This is a genomic window from Methylovulum miyakonense HT12 (assembly GCF_000384075.1).
GTDB classification, from domain to species: domain Bacteria; phylum Pseudomonadota; class Gammaproteobacteria; order Methylococcales; family Methylomonadaceae; genus Methylovulum; species Methylovulum miyakonense.
Genome location: NZ_KB913025.1, coordinates 92,426 through 112,871, shown reverse-complemented (window position 1 = coordinate 112,871; position 20,446 = coordinate 92,426). Strand labels below are relative to the sequence as shown.

Below are 20,446 nucleotides of genomic sequence, written 5' to 3'. Positions count from 1 at the left end.
CTGGTTCTTTCGGGTCAATTTTTGATGACGATGGTTTGGTAATCACGCATTTTTTCTTTTCCATATAAATCGATTGCTTCCACGCTGATATTGTCGTCCGGTGCGGTGGTGAGGAATTCTTCCAATGTTTCCATAATATCATGGTCGATAAACCGTGCTTTGCTGGCATCTATGGTGACATTGCTGTTCTCCGGGATACGCAAGATCAGTTTCCTGAGCAGGGCCTTGTTGATAAAGGAGACGTCTTTGTTCAATACCAACGTGATTTTGTTACCTTCTTGTATCAACGTAATGGCGCTGTGGTAATCGGTTTTTATGACAAAGAACACGCCAATGACCAAGCCGATGGCCATGCCCATCAACAAGTCCGTACATAAGATTGCCGCGACAGTTATGATAAAAGGCAGGAATTGGTTCATGCCTTTTTGATAAAAATGTTTAAAAATCTCCGGGTTGGCGAGTTTATAACCGGTATGCAGCAAAATCGCCGCCAAACAGGCCAACGGGATGAAGTTCAGGTAGCGGGCCAGGAACAAGATGCTCAATAACAAAAACACGCCATGGCTGAACGAGGCGATGCGGGTTTTTCCGCCTGAATTGATGTTGGTGGCACTACGGACGATCACCGCCGTGATGGGCAGGCCGCCCAGAAAACCGCTGAGCAGGTTGCCCACGCCTTGCGCTTTGAGTTCGCGGTTGGTCGGTGCCAACCGTTTCAGCGGGTCGAGCTTATCGGTCGCTTCCAGGCTCAACAAGGTTTCCAGGCTAGCGATGATGGCGATGGTCACGGCGGTGACATACACCTTGGGGTTGGCCAAATGCGCCCAATAACCGGCATCCGGGAGCGTGAAATGGCTCAGGAAATCACTGGGTTTTGCCGAAACGGGCAAATTCACCAGCTGTTCGGTGGGGACGGCCCATTCGGGGGCAAAATGCAGGCCCAGCAGTTGGTAACCGACTCCCCAAGCCACTGCGACCAAGGCTCCAGGGATGTTTTTCAATACCGGCAGGCGTTTGATGGTCGGCATATTCCAAAGGATTAACAGCAACAACGCCACCGAGCTAATGACGGCCGCCCCTGGCGTGACCCCGTCAAATGCGGAAACAAACTCCTGCATGCTGGATTGGGCGGTTTCGTTCATATAACTTTCATCGCCCTCGTAGCTGTTGTGGTAACCCATGGCATGGGGCAATTGTTTGATAATCAAGATGAGGCCTATGGCCGCCAACATGCCTTCAATCACGGCGACCGGGAAAAACGCCCCGATAATGCCCGCCCTTAAATAGCCCAGCGCCAGCTGGATGATGCCCGCCAGCATACCGGCCACCAGCAAGGCCTGGAAGCTGCCCAGGGTTTCGATGGCGGTCAGGACGATAACGGTGAGGCCGGCCGCCGGCCCGGAGACGCAGAGCTGCGAACCGCTTAACCATGACACCACCAAGCCGCCCACCAAGCCTGCAATCAGTCCAGAAAATAATGGCGCACCGGAGGCCATGGCAATACCTAAGCACAACGGTAAGGCGACCAGGAACACCACGATGCCAGCCGGAATGTCGTCTTTTAAATGTTGTAAATAATACCGGGCGTGTTTGTGTATCATGTGTCCACTCCTCAAATGTATGGGAAATTCAGGCGCCTTTGTCCCTGCGGGGCTGTCCAGATGCCTTTTAGTGGATACCATCTTAATGCCGTAACCTTTCAAGTACCTTTCAAGTACCTTTCAAGCGATGAAAATTTTATTGATAGAAGATGATGCCGTGTTAGCCGATGGTTTGTTGCACACGCTGGGTGGTGGCGGTTATACGGTCAGTTGCGCGACCACGGCACTGGCGGCCGGACAACTGGTGGAAAGCCAGGATTTCGACCTGATTGTCATGGATTTGGGCTTGCCTGATTTGGATGGGTTGCAGTTATTGCGCCGCTTCCGGCACCGCAAGGTGACGTTGCCTATCATCATTTTGACGGCCCGGGACGGTGTCAATGACCGGATCGACGGTATTGAGCAGGGGGCGGATGATTACCTGACCAAGCCTTTCGAACTACGGGAATTGGAGGCGCGCATCCAAGCGTTGATCCGGCGTTGTTACGGTGGGTTTGATAGCCATATCCGCGTCGGGCGCTTGGTCTTGGATACGCACCAGCAAGCGATATTGGCGGACAAGCAGCCTTTTATCTTACCGGCGCGGGAATTTGGCGTGTTGGAAATCCTGATGATGCAGGCCGGAAAAGTCGTCACCAAAGACCGGATTGCCCAGCGTTTGTCTTATGATGGTGAAGGCATCAGCGACAACGCCATTGAGATCAGTATCCACCGCTTGCGTAAACATCTTGAGCCATACGGCGTGGTGATCCGTACGGTGCGTGGCTTGGGGTATTTGTTGGAGAGCGTCAATGCATAGGGCCAAGAGCCTGAAAAGCGAGATATTGCTCCGTTTGGTCATCCCGCTGCTTTTTTTTGTCATCGTCGATGCGGTGTTGTCGTATTTTGTCACCGTGCATTATGTCGACCAGGCTTATGACCGTTGGTTGCTGGATTCCGCCCGTTCATTGATCCAGGAAATCAAAGTCCGGCAGGGTAAAGTGGTGGTCGAATTGCCGCCGGAAGCCCTGGAAATTTTCAAATGGGATGAACAGGACAAAACCTATTTTAAGATCATCTCCACGGAACAGGAGATGCTGGCGGGCGACCGGCAAGTGCCGGAACCCTTGTCAACGGAAACCGATTGGTCGCTGCCGGTTTATGTTGAAGACACTTTGTATGGTGAGCCGGTGCGCATTGTGTCGATGCGGGTGGCTTTGAAAGGCACGTCCGAAAAAGTGTTTATCCATGTCGCTGAAACCTTGAACAAACGCCGCGCCATGATGACCGATATTTTGTTGGCGGATTTGATCCCGCAAATTATGTTTGTGGTGTTGACGGGGATTTACCTGTTGTCCGGCCTGAAACGCGGCTTGGCGCCTTTGCATACCTTGGCCAAACATATCGCCGGACGCTCTTCACGGGATTTGAGCCCTATCCCTGAAAGCCATGTGTTTTTGGAAGTGCGCACTTTGACTGACACCATCAACGATGTCCTGGAACGCTTGACGCAGGCGATCGCCACCCAGCAACGTTTCATCGCCAATGCCGCCCACCAGTTGCGGACACCGCTGGCGGGCCTGAAATTACAGGCGGAACGTGCTTTGCGCGAGCAAGACATCGCCGCCATGCAACCGGCCTTGATGCAAGTGCAAAGCAGTGCCGACCGTATGTCGCACTTGACCGCCCAACTTTTGGTGCTGGCCCGTTCAGAACCTATCGGTGGCGAATATGAATTATATCCGGTTGATTTGTGCGCATTGGCAAAAAAGACCTGTATGGAATGGGTTCCCAAGGCCTTGCAGCGTGATATGGACATCAGTTTTGAAAGCACGGAAGAGGCGATGTTTGTGCAAGGCGATGAAGTGCTGTTGCGCGAATTGCTGGTCAATTTATTGGAGAACGCGCTGGCTTACGGGAAAGGCCAGGTCACGGTCAGGTTGGCGCGGGAACCCGCCCCAAGCTTGGCGGTGATGGATGACGGGCCGGGCATACCGGAAGCGGAAACCGCCAAAGTGTTCGAGCGTTTTTACCGCATCCCCGGCAGCCCTGGTGATGGCTGTGGTTTGGGTTTGGCAATCGTCAAGGAAATCGCCGAACTGCATAACGCCCAGCTTAAGCTGGGCGGGGTAGGGGGGACGTGTGTCCGGTTGTTATTCCCATGATCCCCGTTAACCAACGGATGCCGGACACGCCATATTAAACCGGCCGGTTAACTTAAGGCCATTTTCTATTCAACACCATTCCGGCAGGGATGGTGCTGGCGTCCGAAACCAGTGGCGGCATTCCTGTCCGCCACTCCCTGGTGGTGGTGTGGCGGCAACCCTGGGATATTTTTGGGGAGCAGCCAAGGCTTAGGAACCGTGATAATAACCACCGGGCGAACCTTTGCGGTTTTGCGCCTGCTTGACATTGGCCGGTTTAACCGCGGTTTTGGTTTTAGCCTGTTTTACCGCCGGGGTTTTAGCGGCGGTTGTTTTGGTTTTGGCCTGTTTGGCGATAACGGCTTTTGTTGCAGTGGCCTTGCCTTTTGCCAGTTTGGCGGTGACAGGTTTGGTTTTTGCAATTTTGGCCGTTTTCCCAAGCTTGGCCACTGCCGGTTTAGCGGCGGCTGTGGGTTTGCCCTTGGCGGGCAAAAATTTGGCGGCTGCGGGCTTGGTCGCAGGCAATTGCACAGGCAAGGGGGCAACAATGCTATCTGGCGCGGATGGCGTGACCTCTTCCAGTGGCGGCAGGCGTTCATACAGCGCGACCGGATCACCGTCGAGCTTTTTCAGGGCTTCATTGAGGATGGTTTGGTCAAAGTCGGGTATTTCATTGTTATTGGCTTTTTGGATCAAGTCCAATGCCACGGCATAACGCTGGTCCAAGGTCATTTCTTCACCTTCCAGATCGGGATGGGCTTCGATATAGAGGACATTGTCCAGCCAGCCGACTTTGATCGGTTGCTTGACCAGGTATACCGGTGTCCCCACCGATACGGTCTTGTACAGTTCTTCAATGTCTTCCGGATACATGCGCACGCATCCGTGGGTGATCTGCATGCCGATGCCGTAGATTTTGTCGATGTCCGTGCCGTGGATCCGGTATTCGCCAGGAAGGTTCAGGTACAACGCGTAAGCACCGAGCGGGTTGTGCGGGCCGGGCGGCACTATTTCCGGCAACGGGTCGCCATTGGCGGCGTGTTCGCGCCTGATGGATTCAGGAGGGTGCCAAGACGGGTCTTTGACTTTGCGGGCGACGCTGGTTTTGCCTAACGGTGTTTTCCAATCCTGCCGGCCGACACCGTGGGCAAATGACATCACCACCCCGGGTTGGCCCGCGGGGTAATAATACATGCGGTATTCGGAAATGTTCAGGGTGATACCCTCATGCGGGGTATTCGGTAAAATACGCTTGTTGGACAAGCGGACAATTTCACCTTTTTTGACATGCCAGCGGTCCACATCCTGATTCAGCCTGACGATTTCGGTTTGGCCTAACAAAAAGCGTCTGGCGAAATCCAGCAGGGTTTCATCTTGTTCGGCGCGGGCTAACGCCACATCGTCATGATATTGCGTGATGACAGTGTCCCCTGGAGTGGGCGGCAAAGTGTAGGTGGTTGCATAAGTATTGCCGACGGCGACGCAAAATAATAGCGTAGAGGCAAAAAGTTTGCATGTTTTCATCAAGATAGTTTCTCAAGTGGGATGGTGAAGATAACATCAGCCGGGTAGCGGCTGGTGTTGCTGAAGGGTATTGAAAAAGAGTTAGCTGATTGAATCGGCTGCATTTTATCATGATATGCGGCTTTAAACCATGGCCGGCCTGGTTGGTATGGCGGGTTTTCGCCCGCTAGGCCGTTGCTAAACCAATATTCATTAGGGTATGCGTTATAATCGCTTATCTTCAATCTACAGGGATTTATTATGTCACTGCAAATTTTCCGTACTAAACACATTTCACACGAACAGGCTGAACATGGGCTGAAGCGTTGCCTGTCGGCGTGGGATCTGGCTTTTCTGGGAATTGGTGCGATTATCGGTACCGGCATTTTTGTGCTGACGGGCATCGCCGCCGCCACACAAGCCGGCCCTGCGGTGATCCTTTCATTTGTCATTGCGGGCTTTGCCTGTGCTTTTGCCGCCTTATCCTATGCGGAATTGGCGGCGGCCATCGGCGGCTGTGGCAGTGCCTACGGCTACAGTTATGCTGCGTTTGGTGAAATTGCCGCGTTTATCATCGGTTGGGATTTGTTGCTGGAATATGCGATTTCTGTCGCCGCGGTGGCTAATGGCTGGTCGGGTTATCTGAATAATGCCTTGACCAACATGGGCTTTGCTTTGCCGGACGCCTTGACCAAGGCGCCGCAATTGGGCGGGTTTATCAACTTGCCCGCCGCAGGGATTATTTTGCTGTTGATGGGCTTGTTGATTATGGGCGTAAAACACAGTGCCAAAGCCAATAATGCGATGGTGATCGTTAAGCTGGCCACTATTTTTATCTTTATTTGTGTCGCGGCCTTTAATGTCAATCCCGATAATTGGCAGCCGTTCATGCCGTTTGGCTGGTTCCAGACCTTGCCGGACGGCAAGACGACCGGGGTTCTGGCCGGCGCGTCCTTGGTCTTTTTCGCTTATGTCGGCTTTGATGCCGTGTCAACCGCCACGGAAGAGGCGCAAAACCCGCAACGGGATTTGCCATTTGGTTTGATTGGCTCGCTGGCTTTTTGCACCGTGGTGTACATCTTGGTTTCTGGCTTATTGACCGGTGTGGTCCCTTATAAGGAATTGAATGTCTCATCGCCAGTCGCCCACGCCCTGACCTTGCTGGGTTTTAATTGGGCTTCAGCGTTAATTTCTACGGGAGTCATCGCCGGGTTGACCACGGTGATGTTGGTGTTGTACTACGGCTTGACGCGGATCATTTATGCGATGTCACGGGATGGTTTGCTGTCGCCATTTTTTAGCCAGGTCAATGCAAAAACGCAAACCCCGGTGCGGGTGATTGTGCTCTGTGGCGTCGTTATCTCATTGATAGCGGGTTTTATCCCTTTGGGCGAATTGGCCGAATTGGTCAATATCGGCACCTTGGCGGCATTTGTGCTGGTTTGTTTAGGGGCCATTGTCTTGCGGGTCACCCAGCCCGATTTGCCGCGCCCATTCCGGACGCCTTTTAGCCCGTTGTTCCCGCTGATGGGCATGTTGTCTTGCGGCGCGTTAATGGCGTTTTTGCCGATGATAACGTGGTTACGTTTTGTGGTCTGGCTGGTGATAGGGCTGATCGTTTACTTTGTGTACTCAATACACCACAGCAAATTGGCAAAAGGGGCTTAAGGCAATCGCTGCCGGGTTTGTTATCATAGCCGGCTTTGCATTCCTTAAGCTGGCAAAAAATTACCCCGCCTCATCTTTATTGTTACAGGACTCATTATGCCGCATCGTATTGACCGCCAAGGTTTGCAAGCTGACCTTGGGTTGCCTTGGCTTATCGTGGTGATGGCCGCCGTTGTGTTGGCCGCCATAGTGCTGGTATGCCAGATATTGGGCGCAGATTTACAGCAGCAACCATTCCCGGAAGCCACCCGGGAATGGATCAGGACGGTGCTTTACGGCATCGGTATTGTGGCCTTCCCGTTCACCAATCTGTTGCGGCATGTCCAGTTAAGGCTCAACCAAACCATGCCCATCGGGAACGTGGCTTATGGGAAAGTGGCCAAAAAACGCTATTTGCAAACTGTGGTTGTTTCCGTGTCGTTGATACAAAGCCCAGGCCTTTATGGCCTCATCATGTTCTTGCTCGGCGACCCATTTAACACTTTAATTATTTTCACCCTGATGTCAGCCCTAGGATTGTATTTATACCGCCCGAAACTGGATGAATACGAACGGCTTATGGTTGCACTGGCAAACCAAGACCATGAATGACTTATTGACTGACGCGGATCTCTGCGTGAAATGTGGTTTATGTTTGCCATATTGCCCTACTTATACACATACCCAAAACGAAAACGAATCGCCACGCGGGCGCATTGCCTTGATCCAGGCTTGGGCCGGGCAGAAGCTGGAAGCTTCGGACAAGCTGGTGGGACACATTGACAATTGCCTGCTATGCCGTTCGTGTGAGCGTGCCTGTCCGGCAGCCGTGCCTTATGGCCGTTTGGTTGATAATTTCCGCAGCCAGGTTTCCCATCAACGGAAAAGCTCGTTACGGGTGTCGCTCATAAAAAAAGTGGCCCACAACCAAAGCGCCCGGCGTTTTGCGCAAAAAACCATGCGCCTTTATCAAACCAGCCCTTTGCAACAAACGGCCAGGTTGCTGGGGTTACCAAGGCTGCTGCGCCTTCAAGCGCTTGACCGCTTGTTGCCCGCTTGGCATGGGCCAATGGGCTTGGAAAACCTTTATACGGCAACTACGGATAAACAAGGTGATGTTGGCCTGTTCGTGGGCTGCATGGGGGAATGGCTGGATCAGGAAACAGTCCGGGCGGCTATTGCTGTTTTGAACGCCGTAGGTTTTGATGTGCATGTGCCCAAACAGCAGGTTTGTTGCGGTGCCTTGGCTTTGCATGACGGCGACCAAACTACCGCCGCACACCTGGCGGAAGCCAATGCCAGCGCTTTCGGCGGGCAAAAATTGGACGCGGTTATCAGCATCGCCAGCGGTTGCGGTGGCCAATTGCGGGAATGCCAGCAGCGTGGTTTCGCGGATAAGGTGATGGACATAAGCCATTTTTTAAGCCAATTTTCCAGCATGTTGTCTGGAAAATTAAAGCCATTGCCCGAAAAAGTCTGCATCCATACGCCCTGCTCCTTAAAAAATGTCCTGCGCACGGAACAAGGCGTTTCCAAGTTGCTGGGGCAAATCCCTGAAATAGCCCTCATACCCTTGCCGGACACGGTGCAATGTTGCGGTTCGGCCGGCAGCTATATGCTAGACCATCCCCAGATGGCGGAGGCATTGTTAAGTGATGTGTTGGAAAGCGCTTTGCAAAAGCGGCCGGAAACGCTAGTGAGCTCAAATATTGGTTGCGCCTTGCATATTGCGGCCGGATTGCGGGAGCGGGGGCTTAGGCTGGAGGTGCTGCATCCGGTGGTGTTGATTGCCCGGCAGTTGTAGCTCAAGTCGGCCGCTTCCCTTTTGGGGGGGTGAAAAACCTAAACCGGATTCGCTTTGTGCTTTACAAGCTGTTTTGTAGCCTAACGGCTTCCTGCAATCCTTGCCGGAATGACGGGTTATGGCTGGAAAGTGATTTCAACCGTGACGGGTATGGCAATAAATGGATGAGGGTTTTGTGTCAGGGGAGGGGGCTGGTTTGCAACAGCCCCGCTACCCTAAGCGGATATGGGTTGGTTCGGGTACGGGGCGTTTAAAATCTACCCCAGGAGAATGGCCGGCACTGGGTGGGGCTATTGGCCTTAGTCGGCGACTTTTATCTTCTTTTTACGGTAATTGTGCCCGTAGAAAATTTCAGTCACTTCTTTTTGCAATTTCTTTTGGATTTCCGCTTTTTCAGTTTTGCTCAAGTTGCTTTCTTTCTCAAACAGATAGTTTTCAAGTTCAGTTTCTTTGAGCATCATTTTGGTGTGGAAAATATTCTCTTGATAGACGTTGACGTCGATCATTTGATAACTTTCTTGGGTATCTTTAGCGATGTAATTTTGTATTGATGTGATATTGTGGTCTATGTAGTGTTTTTTACCGGAGATGTCGCGGGTGAAGCCCCGTACGCGGTAATCCATGGTCACGACGTCAGATTCAAAGCTGTGGATCAAATAATTTAGGGCTTTTAGGGGCGAGATGCGTCCGCAAGTTGACACGTCAATATCGGCTCGGAAAGTGCTGATGCCGTTGTCAGGATGGCTTTCCGGATAGGTGTGGACGGTGATATGGCTTTTGTCCAGATGCGCCAGCACGGTGTCGGGCAAGGGGCCTGGGGATTGGCTGTTCATGCTCATTGGAGGGGCCACATCGCCTTCGGAAATCAACATGGTCACGCTGGCCCCTTGCGGGTCGTAATCTTGATGGGCGATGTTAAGGATTTGGGCGCCGATGATTTCCGCAACATCCTTAAGGATTTGCGTCAAACGGGTCGCGTTATAGGCTTCGTCAATATATTCGATGTACGCCTGTTGTTGTTCGGCTGGTGCATAACAAATGTCATAGATATTAAAGCTAAGCGACTTCGTCAGGTTGTTAAAGCCGTGTAATTGCAATTTGTTCAAAATAATTAAACCTCGATAATCTCAAAATCATGGGTGATCTCAACTGCTTTGCTTAACATGATGGAAGCAGAACAGTATTTTTCCGCCGACAGTTTGACCGCACGTTCTACTGCCGCTGGTTTTAAATCGTGGCCCGTGACAATAAAGTGTAAATGGATCTTGCTAAATACGCTGGGTATGGCATCCACCCGTTCCGCAGTAACTTCAGTGACACAGTGGGTGATGTGGTTCCGGCCTTTTTGTAGGATCTGCACCACATCAAATGACGAGCAGCCACCTACGCCTAATAACAGCAATTCCATGGGGCGTACGCCCATATTGCGCCCACCATGGTCGGGTGGGCCATCAATCACGACTGCGTGGCCGCTTCCTGTTTCGCCAACAAACATGACGCCGTCTATCCATTTGATTGTTGCCCGCATGATTATTTTTCCCCTAGCGAAAAAAGACGCATAGGGTAGCATATAAATGTGCATTGATAACGTTGCAAAGTTGATTTTTTTGCTAAAATTCATAGTTGATAATTCGCTACACCACAAAAATAGGATCCACGATTCGTATGACACAGGAAACCACACAAAAATTATATGGTAAGGAAGCGTTAGAAGAATTCTTAAAGCTTTGCCATAAAAAACATTATCCTTCCAAGTCCGTGATTATGAAGCCTGGCGACAAGGGTGACCGGTTATATTTCATCATAGAGGGGTCTGTCAGCGTTTGCGCTGAAGATGCCGATGGCAAGCAGGAGCTGATGCTGGCTTATGTCAATAAAAATGAATTCCTAGGCGAGGTTGGGGTTTTTAAGGAGCCGGAAGTGCGCAAGGTCACCGTCAAGACCCGTTGCCCTTGTTATCTTGCGGAAGTTAGTTATGAGCGTTTTCGGGAAATGTTGAAGCATGAGCTGTTGCCTTACGCGCCGGATTTGCTGTACATGATCGGGGAACAATTGTCGGAGCGGCTGTTGACGACCAGCCGCAAATTCACCGATTTGGCGTTTATGGATGTTGAAGGCCGGATTGCGCGCACTTTGCTGGATTTATGCAAGGAGCCGGATGCGATTACGCATCCCGAAGGCATGCAACTGCATATTTCCCGGCAGGAAATTGGCCGTTTGGTCGGCTGTTCAAGGGAAATGGCCGGACGCATTTTAAAAGAGCTGGAAAACAAAAAATTATTGACGGCGCACGGTAAAACCATCGTGGTTTTTGGTACGCGTTAGCTTTTTTGGGCGCGGACATGGTTTTTAGAAAACGGAAAGTTGCTGTTTGCCCCCCTTTATCACGCCTGGATCTGTTACAATGGTTGGCATATTTAAGCGTACAGGGACTTACCGCAAGCTCTTCTTAAGCGTCTCCATAACCTCACACCCAGTAGATCATCAGTGGATTTAAAACATATCAGAAATTTCTCCATTATTGCGCATATCGATCACGGCAAATCGACTCTCGCAGACCGTTTTATTCAAATTTGTGGTGGCTTGACTGAGCGGGAAATGTCTGCGCAAGTGCTTGATTCAATGGATATTGAACGGGAGCGCGGGATTACCATTAAGGCTCAGAGCGTCACTTTGGATTTCAAGGCAAAAGATGGTGAAACATATCAGTTGAATTTTATCGACACCCCCGGCCATGTCGATTTTTCCTACGAGGTGTCAAGGTCACTTGCGGCGTGCGAAGGCGCGTTGCTGGTGGTGGATGCCGCCCAAGGCGTTGAAGCGCAGAGTGTCGCCAATTGTTATACGGCGATAGAGCAGGGCTTGGAAGTTGTGCCCGTCTTGAACAAAATTGATTTGCCCTCTGCCGAACCGGAGCGGGTGCAGACCGAAATTGAGGAGGTGATCGGGATTCCGGCCGACGAAGCGCTGATGATCAGCGCAAAAACAGGTTTGGGTGTCCATGATGTGCTGGAGCAGTTGGTGCTAAAAGTGCCACCACCAACGGGCAATATTGACGGGCCGCTACAGGCGTTGATTATCGATTCCTGGTTCGACAGTTATTTGGGTGTGGTGTCGTTGATCCGTATCATGCACGGGAGCATCCGCAAAAAACAAAAGATCACCATCATGTCTACCGGCAAATCGTTCTTGGCGGAAAAAGTCGGTGTGTTCACGCCTAAACGCCTAGAAAAAGATGTCTTGAACACGGGCGAAGTGGGCTTTTTGGTGGCGGGCATCAAAGATATTTTTGGTGCGCCCGTCGGCGACACCATCACCTGGACAGACAAGCCGGCGGCGGAGCAGCTCACCGGGTTCCAGCGCGTGCAACCCCGTGTGTTTGCAGGGCTTTATCCGGTCAGTTCCGACAATTACGAGGATTTGCGCGAAGCTTTGAACAAGCTCAACCTCAATGATGCCGCCTTGCAGTTTGAGCCGGAAACTTCACAGGCCTTAGGGTTTGGTTTCCGTTGCGGTTTTTTGGGCATGTTGCACATGGAAATTGTCCAAGAGCGCCTGGAACGTGAATACGACGTGGATTTGATTACCACCGCCCCTACGGTAATTTATGAGGTCATTACCCAAACAGGTGACATCCTGATGGTGGACAACCCAGCAAAACTGCCTGATGGCGGCATCGTCAAAGAAATCAGGGAGCCGATTATCCGTGCCAATATTCTCGTGCCGGAAAAATATCTAGGCGGTGTGATCAGTTTGTGCATTGAAAAACGTGGCGTGCAAAAGGATATGCAGTTTGCCGGTAGGCAAGTCTCATTGCATTATGAAATGCCGCTCAGTGAAGTGGTGCTGGATTTCTTTGACCGCCTGAAATCGGTCAGCCGTGGGTTCGCCTCGTTCGATTATGAGTTCTTACGGTTTCAGGAAGCGGATTTGATCAAGCTGGATGTGTTGATTAACAACGAAAAAGTTGATGCCTTGTCGGTGATTGTGCACCGCGATTTAAGCAATAATCGTGGCCGGGATTTGGTGGAAAAAATGAAGGATTTGATTCCACGGCAAATGTACGAGGTGGCAATCCAAGCGGCGATTGGCTCTAAGATCATCGCGCGTTCAACGGTCAAGGCGATGCGCAAGAACGTCATTGCAAAATGTTATGGTGGCGATATTAGCCGCAAGAAAAAACTGCTGGAAAAACAAAAGGCCGGCAAGAAGCGCATGAAGCAGGTTGGTAACATCGAAATCCCCCAAGAAGCGTTTCTGGCGGTTTTGCAGCTCAATAAGGAATAGCTTTCCTTCCCATTTTTTTAATTTCAGATAGACCACCCTTTAAATTACATACAGACAATATTATGGATTTTGATTTTTCCTTTTTTTTGTTAATCGGCACAGTTATTACCGGCGCACTCTGGGGGGGGTATCTGTTTTTGCTCAAATCCAAGGGCGAGGTGTTCGATGAGGCTAACGAGCCTGTGGTCATCGAGTATGCCCGTTCTTTTTTTCCGATCCTGCTGATCGTGTTGCTTTTGCGCTCATTTTTGGCGGAGCCTTTCCGTATCCCTTCAGGTTCCATGATGCCGACTTTGCTGGTGGGTGATTTTATTCTGGTGAATAAGTTTACTTATGGCATCCGTTTGCCGGTGATCAATAAAAAAATTGTGCCCTTAAACGAGCCCAAACGCGGCGACATCGTGGTGTTCCGTTTCCCTAAAGATCCCTCTGTCGATTATATCAAGCGCGTGATCGGCATCCCTGGCGACCATATTGCTTATGAGGACAAAAAATTATGGGTTAATGGCCAGCCCGCAGGGCAGGTTAGCTTAGGCCGCTATCAAGGTGTCGGGCAAGGCCAAGATATGACGGGTGCGGAGCAATTGCTCGAAAATTTGAATGGCGTTGAACATAGCATTTTGGTGCGGGAAGGGGCCATGTCAGCCGAAGGCGTTTATGTCGTGCCTGAAGGGCATTATTTCGTGATGGGCGATAACCGTGACAACAGCAATGATGGCCGCTATTGGGGCATGGTGCCGGAGGAAAACTTGGTTGGCAAAGCCTTTTTCATTTGGATGAGTTGGGACTGGGATACAAAAGGCATCATAGGTTTTGACCGGATTGGCACGTTGCTTCAATAAACGGGATCAAAAATTGAAATTTTTTAAATTGACTGGAGAAAAACCATGAAGATTTTGCATAAACGCCAACAAGGTTTAACGCTAATATCTTTGATTGTGCTGTTAGGCTTTATTGGTGGTGTGGCGTTATTGGTGCTTAAGATCTTGCCAATTTATTTGGACCACAATAAAGTTGTCAATGCCTTGAATCAAGTCAAAGAAATTGAAGGCATAGAAAACCAAAGCGAATATGACATTAGAAATAGTTTCGCTAAAAAATTCAATGTGAATTATGTCTACGACATCAAACCCCAGGATATCCACATTACTAAAAGTGGTGGGTACCTGAAAGTGTCTATCGAGTATGAGGTTATTGAACCGATTATCGGGAATTTGAGTATTTTGGCGGAGTTTAACGACTCTTTTGAGGTCGGTGGTTAGTGTTAAGAAAACCAGAGCTGTTAAGTAAAAAACTCGGGCTGACGTTTGTTAACCCCCAGCTTTTTGTGACGGCGATAACGCATCGTAGCGCGAGTTCCAAAAATAATGAACGTCTGGAATTCTTGGGCGATTCCATTTTAGGTTTTGTCATTGCCCAGAAACTGTATGACCGCTTTCCTGATGCCAGTGAAGGCACCTTAAGTCGCTTAAGGGCTAGTTTGGTTAATGAGGCCTCGCTTGCTGACCTGGCGAGGAAACACAAGCTTGGAGATTATCTGAACCTGGGGTCAGGCGAGTTAAAAAGCGGTGGTTTTAGGCGTGATTCCATTTTGTCAGACGCGTTGGAGGCCATTATGGGCGCGTTGTTTAAAGACCAAGGCATTGTCGCCTGCCAACAATGGATAGAAACCCTGTTCGCCGAAAAACTTGAAAATTTATCTGTGAATAGCGGGCAAAAAGACCCTAAAACCCAATTGCAGGAGCTGATGCAGGCAAAGAAGCTGGATTTGCCGGAATATAGCCTCGTCAGCATGTCCGGTTTGTCGCATGAACAAACCTTCACCGTCAAATGCACCATCCCTATCCTCGAAGAGGCGACCGTCGGTGCAGGCATCACCCGCAAAAAAGCCGAACAAGCCTCCGCCGAACAGATGCTCAAATTACTCAATAAGGTTAATCCATGAAGTGTGGTTACGTTGCCCTGATCGGGCGGCCCAATGTCGGCAAATCAACGCTGATGAATCATCTGCTGAAACAAAAAATCAGCATCACCTCGCGCAAGCCGCAAACCACGCGGCATAGCATCCTTGGCATCAACACCACCGAGGCCGGGCAGGCGATTTATGTCGATACCCCAGGGATGCACGACAACCAAAAACGCGCTTTGAACCGGCATTTGAACCGTACTGCCGAAACCACTTTGTTGGGCGTGGATGTGATTGTCTGGTTGCTCGATGGCTTGTATTGGCATGAATACGATGAGGTGATTTTCAAAAAATTGGAACAAGCGGGATTGCCAGTGATTCTTGCCGTCAACAAAGTCGATAAACTAGTCGAAAAAGATGCGGTGCTGACATTTTTCAATGAGGCCCAACAACGCTACCCGTTTGAGCATTTGGTGCCCATTTCGGCATTGAAACGGATTAATCTGGATTTGTTGGATGGCCTGATCATGGGCTTGTTACCGGAGCGGGAGATGATTTATCCCGAAGACCAGGTCACCGACCGCCCCGAACGGTTTTTGGTCTCAGAAATCATCCGTGAAAAATTGACCCGCCGCTTAGGTGCGGAGCTTCCCTATGTGATGACCGTGGAAATTGAGCGTTACGAAGAAAACCCTGAAATCACCAAAATCTACGCCATCATCTGGGTGGAAAAAGCCTCGCAAAAAAATATCGTCATTGGCAAGGATGGCGAAATGCTCAAGAATGTCGGTACCGATGCTCGGCACGACATTGAGCGGCTGATCGGCCAAAAAGTCTATCTCCAGCTCTGGGTGAAAGTGAAATCCGGTTGGTCGGACAACGAACGGGCTTTGCAAAGCCTTGGCTTTCATGACGCATAATGCCGTTAACTTGCAACCTGCGTTTATTCTGCAACACCAACCTTACCGTGAAACCAGCCTGCTCCTTGATGTCCTGACCCGTGACGAGGGTCGATTGCCGCTAGTTGCGAAAGGGGTCAGGAAACCCCAATCCAAAACGGTGGCTTTGCTCCAACCCTTTGTGCCATTGAACATCAGCGCGGTTGGCAAGGCCGAGCTAAAGGGCCTGAGCCATGCCGAAGCGATCCTGCCAGCGTTGCCATTACAAGGATTGGCCCTTTACTGCGGCTTTTATGTCAACGAGCTAGTCGGGCGGTTCCTGCACCCGCACGACCCGCACCCCGAAGTTTTTCACGCTTATCAACAGTGCTTGGCGCAACTCGCCGAAAACATCAATATCCAAGCCGCCTTGCGCATTTTTGAACTGGAATTGCTGGAACATAGCGGCTATGGTTTGGATTTTGGACACGATGCGGACACCCTGCAAGCTATTGATCCGCAGCAAACCTATCGGTTTAAAATAGGGGTAGGTCTGGTTGCCGATAAAAAGGGACAAATTTCCGGTACGACCCTACTAGCCTTGGCTGTGCGTGATTTTGAAAGTCCTAAAGTGCAGATCGAAGCCAAATTGCTGATGCGCACCGTAATTGACGCCTACCTGCAAAGTAAGCCTTTGAAAAGCCGTGCGGTTATCCAGCAAATTGTTAATAGCGATGTCTATGGTTAAACATGTCAATAACCCATTGCTTTACTCTGAATTTAAATAGGACTAAAATAGTCCTTAATTGAAAGGGGTCGATCATGATACGGGTAGGAAAACTGACTGATTATGCAACGGTGATCTTAAGCGTGATGGCAAAAGATAAAAACCGGGTGTTTGCCGCGATGGAAATGGCGGCAGTGACTGGCATCGCCTTGCCGACCGTCAGCAAGATATTGAAAATATTGGTGAACGCTAAGGTATTGATGTCCACACGCGGCTCCAAAGGCGGTTACACGCTAGCCAGCGAACCGGAAAATATTACCGTTGCGGCGATCATCAGCGCGTTGGAAGGCCCTATCGCCTTGACCGAATGCAGCATTTCCAAACAAGCTTGTGAGCAGGCTTCGGGCTGCGGCATACGCGCCAATTGGCATCTGATCAACCAAACGATACACAATGCTTTGGAATCCGTGACCTTAGCCGATTTAGTCAGGCCGCTGGCCGTACCTGAAGAAATCTATATCCCGGTCGCCAGTTTATACCAATAGCCTAGGGCGGGCGGCGATACCGTTGCCTGTGTTCCATATCCAAATACCTTAAGAATCTTATGTCAGCCACCAGCGAAGAAATCACCAATCTCATCAACCAAGATTACAAACAAGGTTTTGTCACGGTGTTGGAAACCGACACCTTCCCGCCAGGCTTGACCGAAGCCGTGATCCACCAGTTGTCCAAAGTCAAAAACGAACCGGAGTTCATGCTCGAATACCGCCTGAAAGCGTTCCGCCATTGGCAAACCATGAAATCGCCGGATTGGGCGCAAGTCAAAATCGAGCCGATAGATTATCAGGCGATCAGCTACTATTCCGCGCCCAAACGCAAAGAAGACGGCCCGAAAAGTTTGGATGAAATCGACCCAGAAGTATTGGCGGCTTACAAAAAGCTCGGCATTCCTTTGGATGAGCAAGAAAAATTGGCAGGTATCGCCGTCGATGCGGTGTTCGATAGCGTTTCTGTTGCCACCACTTTTAAAGGCAAACTAAAAGAAGCGGGCGTGATTTTCTGCCCGATTTCCGAAGCTCTGCGCGACCATCCTGATTTAATCAAAGAATACCTAGGCTCCGTCGTACCTGTCGGCGACAATTTCTTTGCCGCGCTCAACGCCGCCGTGTTCACTGACGGCTCGTTCGTGTACATCCCCAAAGGCGTGCGTTGCCCGATGGAGTTGTCCACCTACTTCCGCATCAACGCCGCTAACACCGGACAATTCGAGCGCACCCTGATTATCGCCGACGAAGGCAGCCATGTGTCTTACCTAGAAGGCTGCACCGCGCCGATGCGCGATGAAAACCAACTCCACGCCGCCGTGGTTGAACTGGTTGCACTGAAAGATGCCACCATCAAATATTCCACTGTGCAAAACTGGTATCCCGGCGACAAAGACGGCAAAGGCGGCATTTACAACTTCGTCACCAAACGCGCCGATTGCCGTGGCGACAATTCCAAAGTGTCATGGACGCAAGTCGAAACCGGTTCGGCAATCACTTGGAAATACCCCAGTTGCATCCTGACAGGTGACAACGCTATCGGCGAATTCTATTCCGTCGCCGTCACCAACAACTGGCAACAAGCGGACACCGGCACAAAAATGATCCACATCGGCAAAAACACCCGCAGCACGATTGTCTCCAAAGGCATCTCCGCAGGCCGCGCCCAAAACACCTATCGCGGTTTGGTAAAAGTGCTGAAATCCGCCGAAAACGCCCGTAATTACACCCAATGTGACTCCTTGCTGGTCGGTGACCGTTGCGGCGCACATACCTTTCCGTATGTAGAAGTCAAACAACCGTCAGCGCAAGTTGAACACGAAGCGACGACCTCCAAAATCAGTGAAGACCAGTTGTTTTTCTGCCAACAACGTGGGCTTTCGGCGGAAGATGCCGTTTCGATGATTGTGAATGGCTTTTGTAAGGAAGTGTTTAAGGAATTGCCGATGGAATTTGCGGTGGAAGCACAGGCTTTGTTGGGCTTGAGTTTGGAAGGGTCGGTGGGCTAGTGGGTAAGTACGATAAGATTTTGCAGAAAATCGTCCATGGACGATCCGATGCCAATATCTTATTCTCAGAATTGCGGCAATTGCTGGTACGCTTAGAATTCCAAGAGCGGATTCGCGGCGACCATCATATTTTCACCAAAGAAGGTGTTGCCGAAATTTTGAATATCCAGCCGCTGGGTGCAATGGCAAAAGCCTATCAAGTCAAACAAGTCCGTCAAATTATTGTTCGCTATCGTTTGGGGTTAGATGATGACTAAATACGAAATGATTATTTACTGGAGCGAAGAAGACCAAGCTTATATCGCCGAAGTGCCGGAGTTGGCAGGTTGTATGGCGGATGGCACAACGTATCAGGAAGCAGTTAAAAATGCGGAGCAAGTGATTGCCGAATGGCTAGAAACGGCTGTGGAATTGGGGCGTTATGTGCCTGATCCGAAAGGTCGATTGTTGTATGCGTAAACAATTTACTGCGATTATTCATGAAGAAGACGATGTTTATGTGTCGCTATGTCCTGAATTGGACATTGCCAGCCAAGGCATAAACATTGAAGAAGCTAAAGACAATTTGAAAGAAGCGGTGGAATTGTTTTTTGAATGTGCTTCGATGGCAGAAATTAAGCACCGCACAGTAAAATTTACGATTGTATAGGGAATTTATTATGCAAATAATCGAAAAAATTCAGCAACATGTTGAGCTGTTACCTATCGACTTACAAACTGAAGTTTTTGAATATATTTTGAAATTGGAACAAAAACACGAACAATCCGGGCAAGTAACGGAAGAAGCGGCATTAGCTATCCATGCTTAGTTAATGGATCAATATGCCAAGGCTTTTGAAAAAATAGCCCAATAAGCGGCAGGCATGTTCTTTATTTATAAAGCCTTGGCATTAAAAATCCACCAGCAACAAATCGAACGCTTTGGTGGTTTACCGCTGTTAAAGGGATGAAGCCCTGCTGGAATCTGCTTTAGGCGCAGCGGAACAAACTTGGCATTACACGCAAGATAGTTATCAAGCCGCAGCGCAATATTGTTACTCCATTGCCCGTAACCATCCGTTTGTTGACGGTAACAAACGGGTTGCAGCTGCTTGTATGATGGTGTTTTTAGTGGCTAATCAAAAGCAACCGTTGATAACCAATACTGAACTTTATGATTGGGTGATTCAGGTTTTCACCAATGAATTGACTAGGGAAGCGTTGGCGGATTTATTGGCGCAGAATTGTAAATCCAATTAAATTCGAAGAAAAAACATCTAATTCAGTTTGTAGAATAATAAGCCATGAAATTAAATGAGAGCTTAAAAGATCGCCTTGCAATTGTATTGATAATTCTATTTTTGCCAATTCTAATTCCATTATTATATTTAACTCCTTGGATTAAAAAAATATGGCCTCTTTTTAAGTCGCTAGTTTTTTTTGTTTGGTGGGCAATTCAAGGCTTGTCTATTAGTGCTTTTGGATTAATTTTTTTACAATCTTTTCTTAAAGAACAAGATATTGAACTACTCGGCTTCACATTGATGCTTTTTTTATCAATGGGTTATGCAATCATAAAATTAGTTAGATATATAAAGTTCAATAAAAGATGGGCAACCAAAAAGAAAGAATTACCATTAATTTTATTAGATAAGTTGAGAAGCGGCATTTCATTGGCTGAGTTATATTCATCTACAATTTACAGTGACGAATTTAGGAATTCTTATGAATATAGTTACCCACACTTAGTGGTTGAAGTTCTAGTAGATGAGCTAAGCAGATTGGATGATTTAAAACTAGACCTTAACATTAGCGAAGAATGGCAGAATAAGTCATTTGATCAAGAATGGTATGACAAGGTTTCTAATGAGCTAAGAAAAATTGGAAAAATAAACGAAGAAATTAAAGATTCAAAAAATAAACGTTAAGCCCCTGTGG

At 49.4% G+C, this 20,446-nt stretch carries 24 protein-coding genes; 20 read left to right on the top strand and 4 right to left on the bottom strand.

The genetic code is table 11. From position 1 onward, the window contains the following. Positions 1-14 precede the first annotated feature (14 nt). On the bottom strand, positions 15-1,601 hold the full coding sequence (locus tag METMI_RS22860; RefSeq protein WP_019864211.1) for a SulP family inorganic anion transporter: 1,587 nt from the start codon (positions 1,599-1,601) through the stop codon (positions 15-17). Between the two features lie 127 nt (positions 1,602-1,728). Between METMI_RS22860 and METMI_RS0100580 the strand changes: the two genes are divergently transcribed. Both METMI_RS0100580 and METMI_RS0100575 read left to right on the top strand, forming a co-directional pair. Continuing rightward, positions 1,729-2,400 carry a response regulator gene (locus tag METMI_RS0100580; protein WP_019864210.1) on the top strand — a complete coding sequence of 224 codons (672 nt, stop codon included), beginning with the start codon at positions 1,729-1,731 and terminating at the stop codon, positions 2,398-2,400. After that, entirely contained in the window at positions 2,393-3,745 is a 1,353-nt protein-coding gene (locus METMI_RS0100575) for a sensor histidine kinase (protein ID WP_019864209.1), read from the top strand. Before METMI_RS0100580 ends, METMI_RS0100575 begins: the two co-directional genes overlap by 8 nt. Positions 3,746-3,934: 189 nt before the next feature. On the opposite strand, the gene METMI_RS22855 is transcribed toward METMI_RS0100575, so the two are convergent. Then, positions 3,935-5,248 carry a L,D-transpeptidase family protein gene (locus METMI_RS22855; RefSeq protein WP_019864208.1) on the bottom strand — a complete coding sequence of 438 codons (1,314 nt, stop codon included), beginning with the start codon at positions 5,246-5,248 and terminating at the stop codon, positions 3,935-3,937. A gap of 240 nt (positions 5,249-5,488) precedes the next feature. On the opposite strand from METMI_RS22855, the gene METMI_RS0100560 reads away from it, so the two are divergent. The 3 genes from METMI_RS0100560 (at position 5,489) to METMI_RS0100550 (ending at position 8,678) form a co-directional block, all read left to right on the top strand. Further along, positions 5,489-6,895 carry an APC family permease gene (locus METMI_RS0100560; protein ID WP_019864206.1) on the top strand — a complete coding sequence of 469 codons (1,407 nt, stop codon included), beginning with the start codon at positions 5,489-5,491 and terminating at the stop codon, positions 6,893-6,895. Positions 6,896-6,991: 96 nt separating this feature from the next. After that, the gene (locus METMI_RS0100555; protein WP_019864205.1) at positions 6,992-7,486 is read left to right on the top strand and encodes a hypothetical protein; all 495 of its coding nucleotides are present in this window, start codon (positions 6,992-6,994) and stop codon (positions 7,484-7,486) included. Further along, a complete protein-coding gene (locus METMI_RS0100550) occupies positions 7,479-8,678 on the top strand; it encodes a (Fe-S)-binding protein (protein ID WP_019864204.1) in 1,200 nt (399 codons plus the stop codon). Before METMI_RS0100555 ends, METMI_RS0100550 begins: the two co-directional genes overlap by 8 nt. Before the next feature lie 299 nt (positions 8,679-8,977). Here METMI_RS0100550 and speD read toward each other — a convergent pair whose 3' ends face one another. Together speD and METMI_RS0100540 are read right to left on the bottom strand one after the other, a co-directional pair. Beyond that, positions 8,978-9,784: an adenosylmethionine decarboxylase gene (gene speD, locus METMI_RS0100545; protein WP_019864203.1), complete on the bottom strand. Its 807-nt coding sequence runs from the start codon at positions 9,782-9,784 to the stop codon at positions 8,978-8,980. Between the two features lie 5 nt (positions 9,785-9,789). Then, positions 9,790-10,206, bottom strand: a complete 417-nt coding sequence (locus METMI_RS0100540) for an OsmC family protein (RefSeq protein WP_029151403.1) — start codon at positions 10,204-10,206, stop codon at positions 9,790-9,792. Positions 10,207-10,343: 137 nt separating this feature from the next. Between METMI_RS0100540 and crp the strand changes: the two genes are divergently transcribed. The 15 genes from crp to METMI_RS0100460 all read left to right on the top strand — a co-directional run bounded on the left by crp (position 10,344) and on the right by METMI_RS0100460 (position 20,436). Then, a complete protein-coding gene (crp, locus tag METMI_RS0100535; protein ID WP_019864200.1) occupies positions 10,344-11,003 on the top strand; it encodes a cAMP-activated global transcriptional regulator CRP in 660 nt (219 codons plus the stop codon). Positions 11,004-11,165: 162 nt separating this feature from the next. Then, positions 11,166-12,965 (top strand): translation elongation factor 4, encoded by a 1,800-nt coding sequence (gene lepA / locus METMI_RS0100530; RefSeq protein WP_029151402.1) that lies wholly within the window; start codon positions 11,166-11,168, stop codon positions 12,963-12,965. A gap of 62 nt (positions 12,966-13,027) precedes the next feature. After that, positions 13,028-13,807 (top strand): signal peptidase I, encoded by a 780-nt coding sequence (lepB, locus tag METMI_RS0100525; protein WP_019864198.1) that lies wholly within the window; start codon positions 13,028-13,030, stop codon positions 13,805-13,807. Positions 13,808-13,852: 45 nt separating this feature from the next. After that, positions 13,853-14,227, top strand: a complete 375-nt coding sequence (locus METMI_RS0100520; protein WP_019864197.1) for a DUF4845 domain-containing protein — start codon at positions 13,853-13,855, stop codon at positions 14,225-14,227. Next, positions 14,227-14,910, top strand: coding sequence for a ribonuclease III (rnc, locus tag METMI_RS0100515; RefSeq protein WP_019864196.1), 684 nt, complete (start codon positions 14,227-14,229; stop codon positions 14,908-14,910). The genes METMI_RS0100520 and rnc overlap by 1 nt, the downstream gene beginning before the upstream one ends. After that, entirely contained in the window at positions 14,907-15,791 is an 885-nt protein-coding gene (gene era, locus METMI_RS0100510) for a GTPase Era (protein ID WP_019864195.1), read from the top strand. The genes rnc and era overlap by 4 nt, the downstream gene beginning before the upstream one ends. Next, entirely contained in the window at positions 15,781-16,497 is a 717-nt protein-coding gene (gene recO / locus METMI_RS0100505) for a DNA repair protein RecO (RefSeq protein WP_019864194.1), read from the top strand. Before era ends, recO begins: the two co-directional genes overlap by 11 nt. 74 nt (positions 16,498-16,571) lie before the next feature. Then, on the top strand, positions 16,572-17,021 hold the full coding sequence (locus METMI_RS0100500) for an SUF system Fe-S cluster assembly regulator (RefSeq protein ID WP_019864193.1): 450 nt from the start codon (positions 16,572-16,574) through the stop codon (positions 17,019-17,021). Positions 17,022-17,080: 59 nt separating this feature from the next. Next, entirely contained in the window at positions 17,081-18,529 is a 1,449-nt protein-coding gene (gene sufB, locus METMI_RS0100495; RefSeq protein WP_019864192.1) for a Fe-S cluster assembly protein SufB, read from the top strand. Continuing rightward, positions 18,529-18,786: a hypothetical protein gene (locus METMI_RS0100490; RefSeq protein ID WP_019864191.1), complete on the top strand. Its 258-nt coding sequence runs from the start codon at positions 18,529-18,531 to the stop codon at positions 18,784-18,786. Before sufB ends, METMI_RS0100490 begins: the two co-directional genes overlap by 1 nt. After that, positions 18,776-18,988 carry a type II toxin-antitoxin system HicB family antitoxin gene (locus METMI_RS0100485; RefSeq protein WP_029151401.1) on the top strand — a complete coding sequence of 71 codons (213 nt, stop codon included), beginning with the start codon at positions 18,776-18,778 and terminating at the stop codon, positions 18,986-18,988. The genes METMI_RS0100490 and METMI_RS0100485 overlap by 11 nt, the downstream gene beginning before the upstream one ends. Further along, the gene (locus tag METMI_RS0100480; RefSeq protein ID WP_019864188.1) at positions 18,981-19,178 is read left to right on the top strand and encodes a type II toxin-antitoxin system HicB family antitoxin; all 198 of its coding nucleotides are present in this window, start codon (positions 18,981-18,983) and stop codon (positions 19,176-19,178) included. The genes METMI_RS0100485 and METMI_RS0100480 overlap by 8 nt, the downstream gene beginning before the upstream one ends. Before the next feature lie 10 nt (positions 19,179-19,188). After that, positions 19,189-19,338 (top strand): hypothetical protein, encoded by a 150-nt coding sequence (locus METMI_RS26635; RefSeq protein WP_019864187.1) that lies wholly within the window; start codon positions 19,189-19,191, stop codon positions 19,336-19,338. Positions 19,339-19,483: 145 nt separating this feature from the next. Then, a complete protein-coding gene (locus tag METMI_RS25925) occupies positions 19,484-19,768 on the top strand; it encodes a type II toxin-antitoxin system death-on-curing family toxin (RefSeq protein WP_083930124.1) in 285 nt (94 codons plus the stop codon). Positions 19,769-19,812: 44 nt separating this feature from the next. After that, on the top strand, positions 19,813-20,436 hold the full coding sequence (locus METMI_RS0100460) for a hypothetical protein (protein ID WP_019864185.1): 624 nt from the start codon (positions 19,813-19,815) through the stop codon (positions 20,434-20,436). Positions 20,437-20,446 lie beyond the last annotated feature (10 nt).

Bases quoted from the DNA above. Each gene is read 5' to 3' on its own strand.
- METMI_RS22860 (WP_019864211.1), bottom strand. From the start codon at position 1,601: ATGATACACAAACACGCCCGGTATTATTTACAACATTTAAAAGACGAC.
- METMI_RS0100580 (WP_019864210.1), top strand. From the start codon at position 1,729: ATGAAAATTTTATTGATAGAAGATGATGCCGTGTTAGCCGATGGTTTG.
- METMI_RS0100575 (WP_019864209.1), top strand. From the start codon at position 2,393: ATGCATAGGGCCAAGAGCCTGAAAAGCGAGATATTGCTCCGTTTGGTC.
- METMI_RS22855 (WP_019864208.1), bottom strand. From the start codon at position 5,248: ATGAAAACATGCAAACTTTTTGCCTCTACGCTATTATTTTGCGTCGCC.
- METMI_RS0100560 (WP_019864206.1), top strand. From the start codon at position 5,489: ATGTCACTGCAAATTTTCCGTACTAAACACATTTCACACGAACAGGCT.
- METMI_RS0100555 (WP_019864205.1), top strand. From the start codon at position 6,992: ATGCCGCATCGTATTGACCGCCAAGGTTTGCAAGCTGACCTTGGGTTG.
- METMI_RS0100550 (WP_019864204.1), top strand. From the start codon at position 7,479: ATGAATGACTTATTGACTGACGCGGATCTCTGCGTGAAATGTGGTTTA.
- METMI_RS0100540 (WP_029151403.1), bottom strand. From the start codon at position 10,206: ATGCGGGCAACAATCAAATGGATAGACGGCGTCATGTTTGTTGGCGAA.
- crp (WP_019864200.1), top strand. From the start codon at position 10,344: ATGACACAGGAAACCACACAAAAATTATATGGTAAGGAAGCGTTAGAA.
- lepB (WP_019864198.1), top strand. From the start codon at position 13,028: ATGGATTTTGATTTTTCCTTTTTTTTGTTAATCGGCACAGTTATTACC.
- METMI_RS0100520 (WP_019864197.1), top strand. From the start codon at position 13,853: ATGAAGATTTTGCATAAACGCCAACAAGGTTTAACGCTAATATCTTTG.
- era (WP_019864195.1), top strand. From the start codon at position 14,907: ATGAAGTGTGGTTACGTTGCCCTGATCGGGCGGCCCAATGTCGGCAAA.
- recO (WP_019864194.1), top strand. From the start codon at position 15,781: ATGACGCATAATGCCGTTAACTTGCAACCTGCGTTTATTCTGCAACAC.
- METMI_RS0100500 (WP_019864193.1), top strand. From the start codon at position 16,572: ATGATACGGGTAGGAAAACTGACTGATTATGCAACGGTGATCTTAAGC.
- sufB (WP_019864192.1), top strand. From the start codon at position 17,081: ATGTCAGCCACCAGCGAAGAAATCACCAATCTCATCAACCAAGATTAC.
- METMI_RS0100485 (WP_029151401.1), top strand. From the start codon at position 18,776: ATGATGACTAAATACGAAATGATTATTTACTGGAGCGAAGAAGACCAA.
- METMI_RS0100480 (WP_019864188.1), top strand. From the start codon at position 18,981: ATGCGTAAACAATTTACTGCGATTATTCATGAAGAAGACGATGTTTAT.
- METMI_RS26635 (WP_019864187.1), top strand. From the start codon at position 19,189: ATGCAAATAATCGAAAAAATTCAGCAACATGTTGAGCTGTTACCTATC.
- METMI_RS0100460 (WP_019864185.1), top strand. From the start codon at position 19,813: ATGAAATTAAATGAGAGCTTAAAAGATCGCCTTGCAATTGTATTGATA.